General features: G+C 36.9%; 16 protein-coding genes. All 16 read left to right on the top strand.

The genetic code is table 11. The annotated features are described in order from the left end of the window. Positions 1-13 precede the first annotated feature (13 nt). On the top strand, positions 14-448 hold the full coding sequence (gene rplO / locus WKK_RS02615) for a 50S ribosomal protein L15 (protein ID WP_006845958.1): 435 nt from the start codon (positions 14-16) through the stop codon (positions 446-448). Then, positions 448-1752: a preprotein translocase subunit SecY gene (secY, locus tag WKK_RS02610; protein WP_006845957.1), complete on the top strand. Its 1305-nt coding sequence runs from the start codon at positions 448-450 to the stop codon at positions 1750-1752. The genes rplO and secY overlap by 1 nt, the downstream gene beginning before the upstream one ends. Further along, positions 1752-2321: an adenylate kinase gene (locus WKK_RS02605; RefSeq protein WP_006845956.1), complete on the top strand. Its 570-nt coding sequence runs from the start codon at positions 1752-1754 to the stop codon at positions 2319-2321. The genes secY and WKK_RS02605 overlap by 1 nt, the downstream gene beginning before the upstream one ends. 83 nt (positions 2322-2404) lie before the next feature. Next, positions 2405-2620, top strand: a complete 216-nt coding sequence (gene infA / locus WKK_RS02600; protein ID WP_013989369.1) for a translation initiation factor IF-1 — start codon at positions 2405-2407, stop codon at positions 2618-2620. Positions 2621-2653: 33 nt separating this feature from the next. After that, positions 2654-2770 (top strand): 50S ribosomal protein L36, encoded by a 117-nt coding sequence (gene rpmJ / locus WKK_RS07070; RefSeq protein ID WP_013989368.1) that lies wholly within the window; start codon positions 2654-2656, stop codon positions 2768-2770. Positions 2771-2816: 46 nt separating this feature from the next. Next, positions 2817-3182, top strand: coding sequence for a 30S ribosomal protein S13 (gene rpsM, locus WKK_RS02595; protein ID WP_006845954.1), 366 nt, complete (start codon positions 2817-2819; stop codon positions 3180-3182). Between the two features lie 28 nt (positions 3183-3210). Continuing rightward, positions 3211-3597 (top strand): 30S ribosomal protein S11, encoded by a 387-nt coding sequence (rpsK, locus tag WKK_RS02590; protein WP_006845953.1) that lies wholly within the window; start codon positions 3211-3213, stop codon positions 3595-3597. Between the two features lie 55 nt (positions 3598-3652). Next, complete coding sequence (locus WKK_RS02585) at positions 3653-4597, top strand: DNA-directed RNA polymerase subunit alpha (RefSeq protein ID WP_013989367.1); 945 nt, start codon at positions 3653-3655, stop codon at positions 4595-4597. A gap of 35 nt (positions 4598-4632) precedes the next feature. Then, positions 4633-5019: a 50S ribosomal protein L17 gene (rplQ, locus tag WKK_RS02580; protein WP_006845951.1), complete on the top strand. Its 387-nt coding sequence runs from the start codon at positions 4633-4635 to the stop codon at positions 5017-5019. Positions 5020-5364: 345 nt separating this feature from the next. Further along, a complete protein-coding gene (gene adhP, locus WKK_RS02575; RefSeq protein ID WP_006845950.1) occupies positions 5365-6417 on the top strand; it encodes an alcohol dehydrogenase AdhP in 1053 nt (350 codons plus the stop codon). Between the two features lie 386 nt (positions 6418-6803). Beyond that, on the top strand, positions 6804-7121 hold the full coding sequence (locus WKK_RS02570; protein WP_006845949.1) for a hypothetical protein: 318 nt from the start codon (positions 6804-6806) through the stop codon (positions 7119-7121). Positions 7122-7298: 177 nt separating this feature from the next. Further along, a complete protein-coding gene (locus WKK_RS02565) occupies positions 7299-8255 on the top strand; it encodes an alpha/beta hydrolase (protein ID WP_013989366.1) in 957 nt (318 codons plus the stop codon). A 106-nt stretch (positions 8256-8361) separates the two neighbouring features. Then, positions 8362-8973: a class I SAM-dependent methyltransferase gene (locus WKK_RS02560; protein WP_013989365.1), complete on the top strand. Its 612-nt coding sequence runs from the start codon at positions 8362-8364 to the stop codon at positions 8971-8973. 60 nt (positions 8974-9033) lie between these two features. Then, positions 9034-9543: a nucleoside deaminase gene (locus tag WKK_RS02555; RefSeq protein ID WP_013989364.1), complete on the top strand. Its 510-nt coding sequence runs from the start codon at positions 9034-9036 to the stop codon at positions 9541-9543. 2 nt (positions 9544-9545) lie between these two features. After that, on the top strand, positions 9546-13091 hold the full coding sequence (locus tag WKK_RS02550; RefSeq protein WP_013989363.1) for a PD-(D/E)XK nuclease family protein: 3546 nt from the start codon (positions 9546-9548) through the stop codon (positions 13089-13091). Continuing rightward, on the top strand, positions 13092-16862 hold the full coding sequence (gene addA, locus WKK_RS02545) for a helicase-exonuclease AddAB subunit AddA (RefSeq protein ID WP_013989362.1): 3771 nt from the start codon (positions 13092-13094) through the stop codon (positions 16860-16862). It begins immediately after the preceding gene. The last annotated feature ends 100 nt before the right edge of the window (positions 16863-16962 follow it).

Here is a 16962-nt window from a genome sequence, read left to right as displayed (position 1 = left end):
GAGGAAAAACCTAATGAAGCTTAATGAGCTTGAAATTGCCGAAGGTTCTCGCAAAGTCCGCAATCGTGTTGGACGTGGTGAGTCTTCAGGTAATGGTAAGACTGCAGGACGTGGTCAAAAAGGTCAAAAGGCACGTAGTAAGGTACGTCTAGGATTCGAAGGTGGTCAAATGCCTTTGTTCCGTCGTATTCCAAAACGTGGATTTACAAATATCAATCGTAAAGAATTTGCTGTTGTTAATTTGGACCAACTTAATAAGTTTGAAAACGGAACTGAAATTTCACCAGCATTATTGGTTGAATCAGGAATCGTTAAAAACGAAATGGCTGGAATCAAGATTTTGGCTAATGGTCAACTTGATAAAGCTTTGACTGTTAAGGCTAACAAGTTCTCAGCATCAGCATTAACTGCAATCGAAGCAGCTGGTGGTAAAACTGAGGTGATCTAATGCTACAAACCGTGCTCAATTCACTAAAAGAAAAGGACATCCGTAAAAAGTTGTTCTTCACTCTAGGAATTTTGATTGTTTACCGGATTGGTGCGTACATTACTGTACCGGGTATTAACCCTAAAGCACTGACTGAGGTTGCTAATTCTGGGCTCGGAAGCATTTTAAATATGTTTAGTGGTGGTGGTTTGACGAATTATTCATTGTTTGCAATGGGTGTTTCGCCTTATGTCACTGCTCAAATTGTGGTTCAATTGTTACAAATGGACATTGTGCCTCGGTTTGTCGAATGGTCAAAACAAGGTGAAGTTGGTCGTCGTCATTTAAACCAAGTCACACGGTATTTGACTATTATCCTGGCTTTTGCACAATCAATTGGAATAACGGCTGGTTTTAATCAACTTAGCCAAGTTCAATTGGTTAAAACGCCCGATATTAGAACTTATCTGATGATTGGGATGATTTTGACTATTGGAACAATGTTTGCTGTTTGGCTAGGTGAAATGATTACTCAATATGGTTTGGGACAGGGTGTTTCAATGTTGATTTTCGCGGGAATTATCGCGCGAGTGCCAGCTGGAATATACCAACTAATCAAAGAAAATATTTTGCAAAATTCAAATAAAGCACAAGGTTTGTCATTATTTGTCGGACTATTGTTGCTATTGATTATTGCAATTTCATTTGTTACCTGGTTCAATCAGGCTATTCGTAAAATTCCAATGCAATATACGCGTCGATCAGTTGGATCTGGTAGTTCGTCGTATTTACCCTTGAAGGTGAACGTTGCTGGAGTTATTCCAGTTATTTTCGCTTCATCACTACTTGTTACTCCACAAACAATTTTGCAAGCATTTGCAGGTAAGTTTGGTGGACAAGGTTGGTATACTACTGCGACAACGTGGTTTTCAATGCAAACCTTGCAAGGTGGACTTCTTTATACATTACTAATTGTTCTGTTTACTTTCTTTTATGCATTTGTTCAGGTTAATCCTGAAAAAGTTGCAGAGAATTTACAAAAACAAGCTAGTTATATTGTTGGAGTTCGTCCTGGTCACGATACTGAGAAGTGGATGTCGGGTCTCTTGATGCGTTTGTCATCAGTTGGCTCAATCTTCTTAGGGGCGATTGCATTGGCACCTATCTTAGCTACACATTTGTTTGGCTTAGATAGTAACCTAGGTATGTCTGGAACATCATTATTAATCGTCATTGGAGTTGCTATCGATTTGATTCGTCAACTCGAAGGCTTGATGATGAAGAAAGCATATGTCGGTTTTATTCACGAAGGAGTTAAATCATAATGAGTTTAAATATCATGTTGTTGGGCCTACCAGGTGTTGGTAAAGGGACTCAAGCTGAGATGATCGTGGAGACTTATCGTTTGCCACACATTAGTACGGGCGATATGTTCCGCGCTGCAATGGCAAATGAAACTGAGTTGGGATTAAAAGCCAAGTCATTTATGGACGCTGGTAATTTAGTTCCCGATGAAGTTACAAATGGAATCGTTGAAGAACGTTTATCTGAAGACGATACCAAAGGGGGATTCATCTTAGATGGATTTCCTCGGAACTTAGACCAAGCAACTGCTTTAGACGAAATGTTATCTAAGCAAGGTCGCAAGTTAGATGCCGTATTATACTTTACTGCTGATGAAGCAGTCTTAGTTGATCGGATGATGGCACGCGGTCGCGCAGATGACACTCCTGAAGTGATTAAAAATCGTTTGGCGGTTAATGGAGAATTAACAGCACCAATTGCCAATTATTATGCAGAACAAGGCGTTTTGCACAAGATTGATGGTGCGCGTGAACTCGAAATGATTTTTGCTGACGTAAAAGAGTTGCTTGATAATTTGAAGGACGCCTAATTGTTCAGGTCAATCAAATTTTGGTTGAAGTGGTATAATTAGATGTTACGTTCTTCATTCTGACAACGAAGGAGGCATTAAACGTGGCCAACGATGTTATTGAAATTTCTGGTGTGGTAAAGGATACTTTACCAAATGCCATGTTTACCGTTGAATTAGAGAACGGCGCCGAAATCCTTGCGCATGTCTCAGGTAAGATTCGAAAGAACTTTATTCGAATCCTTCCAGGAGATCATGTTAAAGTTGAGATGTCGCCATATGATTTGACTAAGGGACGGATTACTTTCCGTTTTAAGTAAGCAAGTCGTAAAATTATTTTGGAGGTAAATACAATGAAGGTTCGTCCATCAGTAAAGCCTATGTGTGATAACTGTAAAGTTATCCGCCGTAACGGACGTGTGATGGTGATTTGCACAAATCCCAAGCACAAACAACGTCAAGGTGCTTAATTTATTAAGCTTTGATAATCAATTAAAACTATAGGAGGTAAAAGTAATGGCTCGTATTGCAGGAATAGATTTGCCTCGCGATAAGCGTATCGTGATCGCATTGACATATGTATACGGAATCGGTAACACTACTGCTCAAAAGATTTTGGCAGAAGCTGGAGTTTCTGAAGACGTACGTGTTCGTGACTTGACACCCGACCAAGAAGATTCAATTCGCGCAATCGCGGATGGAATCAAGGTGGAAGGTGACTTACGTCGTGAAGTATCAATGAACATTAAGAAGTTACAAGAAATTGCATCATACCGTGGAATTCGTCATCGTAAGGGATTGCCTGTTCGTGGTCAAAATACCAAGAACAACGCCCGCACGAGCAAAGGCCCAGCTGTTGCAATTACAGGTAAAAAGAAGTAATTAATATCTGTAGAAAGGAGTTATATTCATGGCAGGTCGTAATAATCGTAAGCGTCATATTAAAAAGAATATTGAAAGTGGTGTTGCACATATTCACGCAACATTCAACAATACGATCGTAATGATCACTGATGTTCAAGGTAACGCTGTTGCTTGGTCATCTGCTGGTGCTCTTGGTTTCAAAGGTAGCCGTAAGTCAACGCCATTTGCTGCGCAAATGGCATCTGAGGCTGCTGCCAAGGGAGCGATGGAAAATGGTATGAAGACAGTTGAAGTAACTGTTAAGGGTCCTGGTTCAGGACGTGAATCTGCTATCCGTGCTTTGGCCGCTGCAGGTTTGGAAGTTTCTTCTATTAAAGACGTAACTCCAGTACCGCATAACGGTTCTCGGCCACCAAAGCGTCGTCGTGTCTAATTGCGCTTTGCAACTAGTTCACAGCTAAGCTTTGATGAAAGGGGTAACAAACAATATGCTTGAATTCGAAAACCCAAAGATCACTCTTGTTGAAGATAGTAACAATTACGGTAAATTTGTAGTTGAGCCTTTAGAGCGAGGCTATGGAACAACGCTTGGAAATTCTTTGCGTCGTGTATTGTTATCTTCATTGCCAGGAGCAGCGATCAATTCTGTACAAATCGATTCTGTTTTGCATGAGTTTTCAACAATCGAAGGGGTTGTTGAAGATGTTACGCAAATTATTTTGAACTTGAAAAAAGTTTCATTACAGATCGAAAGTGATGAGGAAAAAACACTTGAAATTAATGTCGCTGGACCAGCAACGGTAACCGCAAGCGATATTACTGGAGACAGTGATGTAACCATCTTAAATGATGATTTATTCATTGCAACTGTTGCAGCGGGGTCTACCTTGCACATGACTTTGACTGCTGAACGTGGTCGTGGTTATGTTTCGGCTGATCAAAATAAGGAATTGCATGAAGATTTGCCAATCGGCGTTCTTGCAATTGACTCTATTTTTACCCCTATCGAACGTGTAAATTATCAAGTTGAAAGCACTCGTGTTGGTCAACGTGATGATTTTGACAAACTCACTTTGGATGTCTGGACCGATGGTTCATTGACTCCAACAGAAGCTGTTTCTTTAGCTGCACAAGTTCTTTCATCACATTTGAACGCATTCGTTGAAATGTCTGAGCGTGCAGTTAAGGCTCAAGTGATGGTCGACAAGGAAGAAACTGTTGCGCCTAAGCATACTGAGATGCCAATCGAAGAGCTTGACTTATCAGTTCGTTCATATAATTGTCTCAAACGGGCCGGAATTAACTCTGTTCAAGAGTTAGTAGACCGGACAGAAACACAGATGATGTCTGTTCGTAACCTCGGTCGGAAGTCACTTGACGAAATCCAAGATAAACTTGCTTTGATGGGTCTTGGATTCCGTAAGGAAGATTAATTAAACAGATAATACCAAAGAAGGAGGAATGACTCATGTCATACCGTAAGTTGGGACGTACAAGCTCACAACGTAAGGCTTTGTTACGTGACTTAACAACATCATTGTTGATCAACGGTCGTATCGAAACAACTGAGGCTCGCGCCAAGGAAGTTCGTAAGACTGCTGAAAAGATGATTACGTTGGGAAAGCACGGAGACTTGGCTTCACGCCGTAAGGCTGCAGCTTTCTTGCGTAATGTTGTTGCTGATGTACAAACTACAGAAGACGATAACGTTAAGGTTGAAAACGCTTTGCAATACTTGTTCAATCAAGTTGCACCTCGTTTTGAAGGCCGCGCGGGTGGATACACTCGTATCTTAAAGACTGTACAACGTCGTGGAGACGCTGCACAAATGGTTATCTTGGAATTGGTTGACTAATACGTTAGCGCCAAAATCGATAAACATTCTTTAAAATCTCCAAATTATTAAACATAAACCGTTATGATGGTGGCACTAGGCTTAGTCTAGGTTGAATGGCCCCATGCTGGGTCACGTTTAATAATTTGTGAGGTTTTTTTTGTACAATTAAACTTTATAATTTCATTCGGTTTAATATTTTGAAATAAGTGAATTAATGTATATGTATATGGTTGAAAATAGTTTGCTTACATAATAAAAATCAAATAAAATCATTTACAAACGACAAGAAAACGATTACAATAATATATGTAAAAACATTCACATATAAAATAAAAATGTTATTCAAGAAATGGGAGAAATAAAATGAAAGCAGCAGTTGTTCGCGAAAATAATGATGGATATGTTGATTTGATTGATGACTGGGAACCACGTTCCTTGGCATTTGGAGAAGCGCTAGTTGACGTAGAATATGTAGGTATTTGTCATACTGATTTGCATGTTGCTGCTGGAGATTTTGGTGATCCTAATAAGATGGGAACTCAAAACGGTAAATTCCGTCGGGTTATTGGTCATGAAGGAGTCGGTCGAGTATCTAAGCTTGGTGAAGGTGCAAGTGATTATTTGAAGCTTGGTGATCGTGTTTCAATTGCCTGGTTCTATGATGCTTGTGGAGTTTGTGATTACTGTGTTTCTGGAAATGAAACTTTCTGCCGTAATGCTCGTAACTCAGGTTATACAGTTGATGGTGCAATGGCTCAACAATGTGTGGTTAATGCTAAGTATGCTGTTAAAGTTCCTGAGGGACTTGATCCAGTTCAAGCAACATCAATTACTTGTGCCGGAGTGACAATGTATAAGTCATTAAAGGTTGGGGAAACAAAGCCAGGACAATGGGTTTCTGTCCATGGGGCTGGAGGTCTAGGAAACTTGGCCGTTCAATATGCACATAACGTCTTTGGAGCTCATGTTGCCGTTATTGATGGAAACGATGATAAACTTGAAGCCGCTCGCCTTAACGGAGCCGAAGTTTTGGTTAACCGTAAGAAAGAGGATGTTGTCGCTCGTGTGAATGAACTAACTGGTGGTGTTCACAATGCTCAAGTGACAGCAGTTAACGATGCAGCATTCTCACAGGCGGTCAATGTTTTACGTCCAATGGGTAAGTTGGTTGCAGTTGCGTTACCACAAGGTGATATGTCTTTGAATATTGCTAAGACCGTCTTAGATGGAATTGAAGTGCGCGGATCACTAGTTGGAACGCGTGCTGATTTGAAAGAAGCCTTCCAATTTGGGGCTGAAGGTAAAGTTACCCCAATCGTTGAAAAAGTTCCATTCTCAGAAATCAATTCTGTTATTGATGAAATGAAGCAAGGATCAATTACTGGACGTAAGGTAATTGACTTTACTACTTTGTAAAATAAATTTAATTTTAAAATGAAATTGTAGCGATTTAGCTACAATTTTTTTGTTTATAATTAATAGAAATATTAATAAATTGTTATTAATGTTTTAATAAATTAGATTAATTTAAAATGTTAATTGTAAATTATAATTTTTAATTAGTAATAGTTGTTCGGTTTAGATGAATAAATTCATAGCAACAATTTATGTAATAAGAAAAGATAGTATAAATTTAATGTGACGTATAAATGGCTCAAAGACGAGGTTGTGGACGCTTTTATATGTAAAAATACAGTTGGATATAAAAGAATTTATCAATTGAAAAAATTAAGGTTAAACCTACTATTCATGATATGCTTATGAAACAGAAATGCATTCATCAATTAGTTTTGGAGGGCGTCATGGCAGGAAACGAAATGCAGTACCGAGAGAACACGTCACAAATTCACAAAGAAATATATCTACTATTTAAACAAGCTAATATTATTCAGGATTGCTTAATTAATGATATCCTGTGTGCCATGCATGCGATTGAACGGCAAAATGGTGTTATTTATCTGGGCCGAATTCATGATAGCCGTACTTATCGAATTAGTTGTAATCCGAATGATGATGGATTTAAATTAGTTTTTAAAAACTATGAAGATCGAAATCGATTTGCTTGTGCTTTTGAAACCTTATGCCGGGAACTAGGTTTGCAATTTTATAAGTATTTTTAGTGGATTGAACACATTGAACATTCATATCAAATTATGGTAATTCAATTATGATTTGCCATAATTTTTTATTTGGAATTTTATTCATATATAGTATTTTAAGTTTAGGAATGGTAAAATATATTTTATTTCGACTATCCAAATTTATGTAAAAAAAACAAATAGAAAAGAGATTCTATCATGCAAGTTAAGAATAAATCATTTCATCCTTGGCGTTGGATTATTAGTATTATTTTAGTTATTGCTATTATTTTTGGAGCTGCAGGTGGTTATTTTTTTCATGTAGCTGAGGTGCGCGCAAATAAGTCCTTTATCCAAGGTAAGTCCATAAAAGCTGGAGCACCTTTATATCAACAACAAGAAGATTGGAAAAGCTATGATAAAGCTCTGTGGAATCTTAAGGCTCATGATGGAACTAATTTACAAGGATACTATGTTAAGGCCGACCAACCGACGACAAAGACAGCATTAGTCATTCATGGTTTTGGCGTGGATCATCAAGCGATGATGCCCTATGCGGCGATGTTTCATAAGAATGGATACAATGTATTATTGATTGATAATCGGGCTGCGGGTAAGTCAGGTGGTAAATATATTGGATATGGTTTCTTAGAAGCCCAAGATGCTAAAGAATGGACACAAAAAATTGTTCAAGAAAATGGTAATGATTCACAAATTGTTGTGATGGGGGCTTCACTTGGTGGTGCAACTACTATGATGCTATCAGGGATGAATCCACCTAAACAAGTGAAGGCCTATGTCGAAGATGCTGGGTACAATTCAATTAGTGAAGAATTATTGTTCCAAGCCAATTCCATGTATCATTTGCCTAAATGGTTGGCGAAACCTTTGGTAAAAGTGGTATCATTGTATTCTAAAATTTTTGCTGGGTATTCATATAAGCAAGGAGAGGTGAGTCAATATCTTGCAAAAAATAATCGACCAATGATGTTTATTCATGGTGCGGAAGATTCGTTTGTACCAACAAAATTTGTATATGATAATTATCGTGCTCAAAAAGGGCCAAAACAATTATTAGTGGTTCCTAATGCTGAGCATGTTAAATCATATGCTACATTAACTAAAAAGTATGAACAAAAGGTCGAAAAATTCCTAAATAATTATATAAAACAATAATAAGTTAACGATCTATATTTAATCTATCAAATTTTTAATCACCGATAGTTGTGGCATTTGTTATACTAGATAGTAGTAAACAATGACTAAATGAGAGTGGATAAATATGACAGAAGAACATTATTATACAAAGAATCCTACGATCGAACATGACGAAAAAGCTTGGTCATTTCCGATGTTTCAACATAACCTAACTTTTACCACTGATTCTGGCGTTTTTTCACGTCAGACCGTTGATTTTGGAACCCGCACAATGTTGGAAAGCTTTAATCATGATCATTTACCAGCAGGTAAAATTTTAGATTTAGGTGCTGGTTATGGACCAGTAGCAATTAGCTTAGCAAAAATTTTACCTGATCGGCAGTTTGATGCAGTTGAAATTAATGAGCGAGCAGCGGCTTTAATACAAAAAAATGCTGCAAAAAACCAAGTAATGTCTCAAATTAAAGTAATTCAATCGGATCAATATGAAAATGTAACAGACCAATATGCAGCTATTTTAACTAATCCACCGGTGCGTGCTGGTAAAGAGGTGGTAAATGGAATGTTAACTCATGCTATTGAACATCTGGTGATAGGTGGAACTTTGACTGTTGTTTTACAGAAAAAGCAAGGGGCGCCATCTGCTAAAAAGCTCATGGAAAATGTTTTTGGAAACGTTCAAACTATTGCGAAAAATAAAGGTTACTACATTTTGGAAAGTATACGTAATCAATAATATAAAGGCTAGGTCAAATTGGCCTAGCTTTTTTACCAGGTATTGATGGAGGAAATGTTAATGTTAACAGAACAACAAATTCATACTTTCATGGGGGCTGCCTTAGTGGAAGCTAAAAAAGCTTATGCCTTAGGTGAGGTCCCAATTGGAGCGGTGGTGGTATTAGATGGTCAAATTATTGGGCGTGGTTTCAATCTACGTGAACGGTTTGAAGATCCAAGTCAACATGCCGAATTTCAAGCTGTTTTAGAAGCTAGCCGGCAACAAAAAAGTTGGCGTTTGCCCGAAGCAGAGTTGTTTGTCACCGTTGAACCTTGCATAATGTGCGCAGGTTTATTGCAACAAGCGCGGATTAAGACGGTATATTATGGAGCTGAAGATTATAAAGCCGGTGGAGTACATTCAATGTATCATTTATTGGAAGATGATCGATTAAATCATCAGGTAGAGGTGCATCAAGGGGTTAGGGCAACAGAGGCCAGTACCTTAATGAAAGATTTTTTTAAAGCTATTCGGATACGACAAAAGGCTGCTAAAAAAGCGCGACGTCAAAGAGAGGATCAAAATTAATTATGGGATTAACAATTTTGTTTGGTGATGGTACTAAAGATCGAGAATTAGCCTTATTAGAAAAGATTAAAAAAACACGGCAATCAAAAAAAGATGGTCAATTTTTTTATTTAGTACCAAATAAAATAAAATTCAAAACTGAAATTAATGTTTTAAAGCGTTTGGCGCAACTCGATCATAGGAGTGGATCAGCTTTGGTAACTCCTAAGGTTCAAGTTTTCTCCTTGTCAAGATTAGCTTGGTATTATATGAACGAAACCAAGTTATATCAAAGAGCAAATTTATCACCTGAAGCGCTAGTAATGTTAATTCAAAGCCTTTTGAATGAACACCAAACTGAGTTGAAATTATATGGTAACTTATTGAATAAGCAAGGTTTTATTAGCCAAATGGCAAGTCAAATCCAAGAAATAAAGCAGGCTGGGCTAACATGGGATGAGGTCCAGGCAATGGCCGATAACCTTGATGATGAGCCTGTTCTGCAAAATAAATTATTAGACTTAGTTTTGATTGGTACAAATTTAGACGATGAATTAGGGCAGCGCAATCAATTTTTGAATAGTGATTTATTAGGCGTTCTAAAACAATATTTATTGCGGGGCGAGGTAGATTTGTCATCACAATATTTTTATATCGATGGTTATTCACAAATGACTCCATCAGAAGTGGGCGTAGTTGAAGCATTAATTGCTATGAGCGCCGAGGTCACTATCGCTTTGCCTGGTGAAAATGGTTCGGCATCACATCTTAATCATAATTTAGATGAAAATGAATTGTTTTTTGCTCCTAAAAGATTGGCACAACAACTACAAGCGGCTGCACAAAGCTATCTTCAAACAGTTGTTATTCAGGCGATTGATCAAGAACGTCCGGTTAAATCAGGCTTAAAAGGTATTTCTGATTTTTGGATTGAATATGAACATAATGGGATTCCAGCCCCAACTAAAAATGATGATATTGAATTATGGGGGGCGACTTCTAAGTATCAAGAAATTGAGCAAATTGCTCAAAAACTTCATAACGAGATTATCAATGAAAAAGCACGTTACCGTGATTTTGTATTGATGACACCAGATCTGGGGCAATATCAAAATATAATACCGGCTATTTTTGCTAAATATAATTTGCCTCTATATCTTGATAATGATCAGATGATGACGAATCATCCATTGATAGCTTTTGTTAAACAGTTGCTTAATTTGAGTCCTCAATATTCATTAAATTCAATTTTAAACTTGCTTAAAACGGAGTTATTAATTCCAAAAGATACAGATATAAAAGCTTATCGAGAGGCGCTGGCAATTACTGAGAATTTTGCTCTTTCAAAGAATTATTTTGGTCAACGATGGATTGATCCAAAAGTCTGGAAATATGATTATCAAATCGACGAGAATAGTGAAGAAAGTTTACGCCAGCGGGCTAGTGAAAATGATGCGCAATTAGCATTGATTCATGATCAAATCTCTCAAAAAATTGCACCATTTTTAACTCAATTATCCCAAAGCCCTAACGTCCGTCAGATGGTGCAGCAATTGTATCAATTCCTGAAAGATCAAGGTGTGGATCAGCGAATTTTGGTTTGGCGAGACCAAGCCGTAGCTAATGGTGATATGGCTGCAGCACAACAAATGGAGCAAGTTTGGAATCAATTAATGGCGATATTAGATGATACTGTAACGGTTTTTGATCAACAAAGTTTAACGATATCAGAACTAAATGAAGCCTTGATGGCCGCGTTTAGTAATGCTAAGTATTCTGGAATTCCCGCTGCAATGGATCAAGTGTTAGTAACGGAAACAGGAATGGTTCAGTTGGTTGGAGTGCCTAATGTGATTATTTTTGGTGCTACCAATATTAATTTACCAGCGACTGTTCATCAAAAGTCACTTTTGCAGGACTTAGATCGTAAAAAATTACAAAAACAGCTACCAGATGGTAAAAAACTACGAGATACCACTGACATTTTGATGGCTCAGGATAGTTTGAATCTATATCAAGCGATGATGATTGGAGAACGAAAAATTATTTGGTCGTTTCCAACATCAGATGGTAATAGTAAGTTAAAACCTTCAACATATGTTGAGCGTCTTCAACGTGCTTTTCAGTTACCCATACAACAGATTAGTTATTTAACTGATGAACAAAAAGACTTAATAGAATTAGATCAACTAACCGGAACGATCGCCAGTGCTCGGGCTCAATTTATTTTAGCGGCTGGAATTGCACAACAAAATCAGCAACCGTTGGCAGCTGGTTGGCAATTGGTGAAAAATGCGTTAGATGAAGTTCAACAAAATTATCCAGATACTAGTGATATTCAAAAATACAAAAAATTATTAACTTCCTTGAATTACCGAAATCAAAGTGAACAAATTGAGAAGACTTTAGTTCAAGCTCTCTTTGGGACTGAATTGAAAACTTCCATTTCACGTTTAGAAACGTATGCTAAAAATCCATATGAATTTTTATTACATTATGGTTTGAAATTACAGCCACGTTCTGAAATGGAATTAACGGCTGGTGAACAAGGTTCATTAATGCATGCCATTTTAGAAAAAGTATTCATACAGCTAAAAAAGGAACCATTGGGCGCGTTATCAAATGAGGCTTTGGAGCAATTAGAAACACAAACATTGAAATCGATTTTAGCAGCTGATGATCCAACATTTGAAATTTTTACAACTAGTAAGCGGTTTGAATTTATCACGCGTAATTTAGCCGAACGGGTGCATTATGCCTTAGTGAATATGCAACGTGGTCAGCGTGAAAGTGCTGGTATTATAACTCAAGGAACTGAAACTACATTTGGTCAGGGGTTACTGAAACCTTTACAGTTTAAGATGGGTGAAAATGTGGTAACAGTTAGAGGAAAAGTTGATCGATATGATATGGTTCATAATAGCCAACGTGATCAAAATTATTTAGCAATTATCGATTATAAGTCTAAACAACGAAAATTCAATTATACAGAAGCATTTAATGGACTAGAATTACAACTCCTTACTTATTGGGAGGCAATGAATCTAAATCAGACTAATGGTATGAAAGTGCAAGCTGCTAATTTTATGGAACTACAACGGGAAATTCATGAGCCTTTTGTCCAAACAGGCCAAGAAACATATCAATTCCAACAACAAACGGCTGTTCAAGAATCCAAACAGGAACTTAAATATCAAGGATTGATTGAAGATGATGAAGGATTTATTGAACAATTAGAAATGAATGATGACACTCCCTATCGAATTGAACGAAAGGCAGACGGAAAATTCAAGGCAAATTCGGATGTAGTAACTTCGGAAAAATTAGAGACACTTTTAAAATATAATAAAGCCCAAATTAAGACATTAGCTGGTAAAATTTTGGCAGGTAAATTCCCAATTGCACCATATCGACAAGGAACCCATAATGGACTTCAATATACGGATTATCGGGATGTAATTCAATTTGATGCTATGTTAAATAATAAGTATCGGGATTTAAAATCATTGAAAGCACCAGAAGCTTTGAAGCAAATGCAAGCCAAATTATTGGAGCAGGAGGGTAAGTAGATGCAATTTACTAAACAACAACAAGCTGCCATTGAGACACGAGAACAAAATATTCTAGTTTCAGCATCAGCTGGTTCTGGTAAAACTAGGGTGTTGGTAGAACGTGTTTTAACACGTTTATTAGATGGTGATAATATTGATGAATTTCTAATTGTAACTTTTACTGAAGCTGCAGCAGCAGAAATGAAAGAGCGTTTAGAAAAAGAAATACGTAACCGTCTGAAAAACATGCAAGGATCAGAACGTGGTCATTTAATGAAACAGCTAAGATTGATAAAAATTGCTAATATTTCCACTGTGGACGCCTTTGCGCTGAGACTCATTGAGCAATATCATTATGCAATTGACTTAGATCCACAATTTCGGATCGCTGATAATGCTGAGAAGAAATTAGCAATGCAGCAAATTTTAGCCAAGGTTTTAGAACAAAATTATAATCTTGTTGATAATAAAGATTTTTTAGATTTATCGACACAATTTATTGATAAAAATGGGAATGATACTCCTCTACAAACGGCTATTTTTCAATTATTTGATTTTGCAATGGCCCGACCAGATACCGATGATTGGTTAAATCAACTTAGTGAAAATTATATTATTGAAGGTGATTTTCTGGGATCAAAGTTATATGTTGAAACGGTGTTACCCGAATTACGGGATAGTTTATTCGACTTACATCAGCAATATGATCAATTAATTGCGCGCGTACCTAATGATGAAATTGATGCTGCTAAGAATCGGCGGCAAGATTTGGTCGAAGAAGATGAGCACATACAAAAAATGTTAAATATCTTGACGGCGGAGGTTGATTGGCAGACCTTGCGTCAAACAATGTTTCAACAAAAACCAACGCCCTGGAATGCTAAGGGTCGGGGGATGCGAGGTCTTGAACCAGATTTGAAAGAAATTTGGAGTCAAATTGGTGATGATCGGAAAGAACTACATAAAGCAGTGGGTAAATTGGCTCAACGGTTCTTTACTTTAGATGAAGCGGGTTTGAAATTTGCGATTAGTGGAGCTCAAAGAACTTTGAAGGAACTAGTGAGAGTTACAAATCAATTTCGGCAGTCGTATCTGTCAGATAAAATTCAACGTAAGGCTTTTGACTTTAATGATTTAGAACATTTTGCCCTAGAAATTGTACAAAAAAAAGATATTGCCAAAAAATTACAAGAGCGTTATTCAGAAATTATGGTTGATGAATATCAAGACACAAGTAATTTGCAGGAGGCAATTGTTCAAGATTTGGCCAAATCAAATAATGTTTTTCAAGTGGGTGATATCAAACAATCCATTTATAAGTTTAGACAGGCTGATCCGCAATTATTTGCTAAAAAAATGGAAAATTATGGTCATGATCAGTCAAAGGATCGTTTAATTACTCTTGCTGAAAATTTTCGTTCACAACCAAATGTAATGAATTTTATTAATTATCTGTTTCAACAATTGATGAGTCGTGAATTGGGGGATGTCGATTATGTTGATTCGGCAAAATTGGTAGTCGGAGCGAAATATTATCCAGACGATTTGCCTAAAGAAGCTGAATTTATGATCTATTTTGATGAAAATCAAACGGAGGATAATGAGAGCGAAGATAATGCAATAGATCCTGAAAATTTAAGTTTGAATTCAAATACAGGCCAAATTCAAATGATGGGTCAAAAAATTCAGAAATTAATAGCAGATGGATTTGAAATTTATGATCGTGAAGCACAGGTAATACGCCCTATTCAATACTCAGATATTACAATTTTGGTTCCATCACGAACCCAAAATCCTCAAGTAATTGAAATCTTTAAAACCTTAAATCTACCATTGATTGTGAAGGATGCGGGGAATTATTTCCAGACGATGGAAATTTCAATTATGATGGATCTATTAAAAGTTATTGATAATCCACATCAGGATATTCCTTTAGTTGCCGTTTTGCGTTCACCGATTTATGGATTGGGTGAAAATGCCTTAGCACTTATTCGAACCCAAAATTTAAATAGTGATTTTTATACTGCAGTTCAGGCGTTTTACCAACAGGATCCTAATAAGATGGTGGAATATGGCTTAGATTTAGTTGAAAATACGCAAAGAATCATTGATAAGTTTTTACGAGAACTTGATCAATTTAAAACATTAGCGGTTCAAAATAAATTGGTTGATTTAATTTGGTCAATTTATCAAACTACGGATTGGTTAGATTATGTAGGAGGCTTACCGGGTGGGATGCAACGTCAAGCTAATTTACATGCCTTGTATGAACGAGCTGATGCCTATCAACAAACTAATTTTACGGGACTTTACCAGTTTAATTATTATATTGAACAACTTCAGAAAAATGCATCTGACGATATTGGGGAAGCTGATGCGAATGAAGCAAATGAAGCGATTCAATTAATGACCATTCATGGTTCAAAAGGGCTTGAGTTTCCCGTTGTATTTATGTTGAACACTACAAAAAAATTCAATACGCAAGATCAAGTCGGACAATTAATTATCGATAGTCAAGCTGGGGTAGGATTGCAATATATTGATCGAGAATTCGCTTTGAAATTAACGCCACCGCAATATGAAACCGTTCGGGCTGCTTTATTGCGTTCTAGCTTTGCAGAACAATTAAGGGTGCTTTATGTGGCGCTAACACGGGCTGAACAACAATTGTTTTTGGTTGGATCATATAAATCTCCTAAAACATTAGTTAAACAGTGGCAAAGGAGTCAAGTTATGGATTCACAACACGCCATGATATCATCATCAATTCGGTTGCAAGGACACTCATTCATGGACCTGATGGGAATGGCGATTAGCCGGCATCCTAATTTTCAAGCTACGGCTAATGTATTATTAGATAAGTATGGGGTCGAATTAGATCAAACATCAATGTATAATCCGGACCTTCCATTTGAATTTAAAATAACTTTTAATCAGCATGATGAGTTAATGCAACAGCCATTAGTTTCAAATAGTGATAATTTGACATCAAATGATGATAAAACAGTATTCAACTCGGTAACCGTGGAACAGAAACTTGATCAAATTAAACAATCTTTTGCGTTTCAATATGACCACGAGGTATCTACTCGGACAACTGCTTATCAATCAGTCTCAGAAATTAAACGTATTTTTGAAGATCCCGATTTACAAGATGGAAGAACGATGGGTGATCAGCGTTTGTCAACTGAAGCTGATGCAGGATTGCGTCTGGTAAATGAAGAATTAAGTGAACCATCGTTTATGAGTGAAATGCAAACTAATTCAACCGGTGCCGCTCGAGGAACAGCGGTACATTTGGTTTTGCAAAAGATTGATTTAAAAGCAGGAACACCTACACCGGAACAGATTCAACAATTAATTCATACATTAGTACAAGAGGAATTGATTGAGACTAACTTGGAGTTCTTATTACCAACCCAGGCTATGAGTGAATTTTTTGAACATTCTCAATTGGGAAAAAACTTGGTTAGGCATGCCCAATCGGTAGAACGTGAAGTACCATTTTCGATGTTAATTGATGCAAAACAGCTTTATCGTGATTTTGACGATGAAGAATATGTCTTAGTGCATGGAATTATGGACGGATATATTCATGTTAATGATGAAATTTGGCTATTTGATTATAAAACTGATTATATTGCTCCTGGAGTAGATGGACAGATTTTGCTAGAGCAGCGCTATAGTGGACAAATTAATTTATATGCTCAAGCATTAACGGCGATGGGTTATGGTAATATTCGTAAATTTATTGTTGCGTTAAATACATACCAAGTTTATGAATTTTAAATAATATGAATGATTTATTTTGACAAAGGATGATGGCTTAAAATAGTTTAAATCACAAAAAAATTGTAAAAAAGGAGGAGCATTATTTGAAATGCTTCTC

The organism is Weissella koreensis KACC 15510 (assembly GCF_000219805.1).
Classification (GTDB): domain Bacteria; phylum Bacillota; class Bacilli; order Lactobacillales; family Lactobacillaceae; genus Weissella; species Weissella koreensis.
This window is presented reverse-complemented; position numbering and strand designations above follow the sequence as displayed.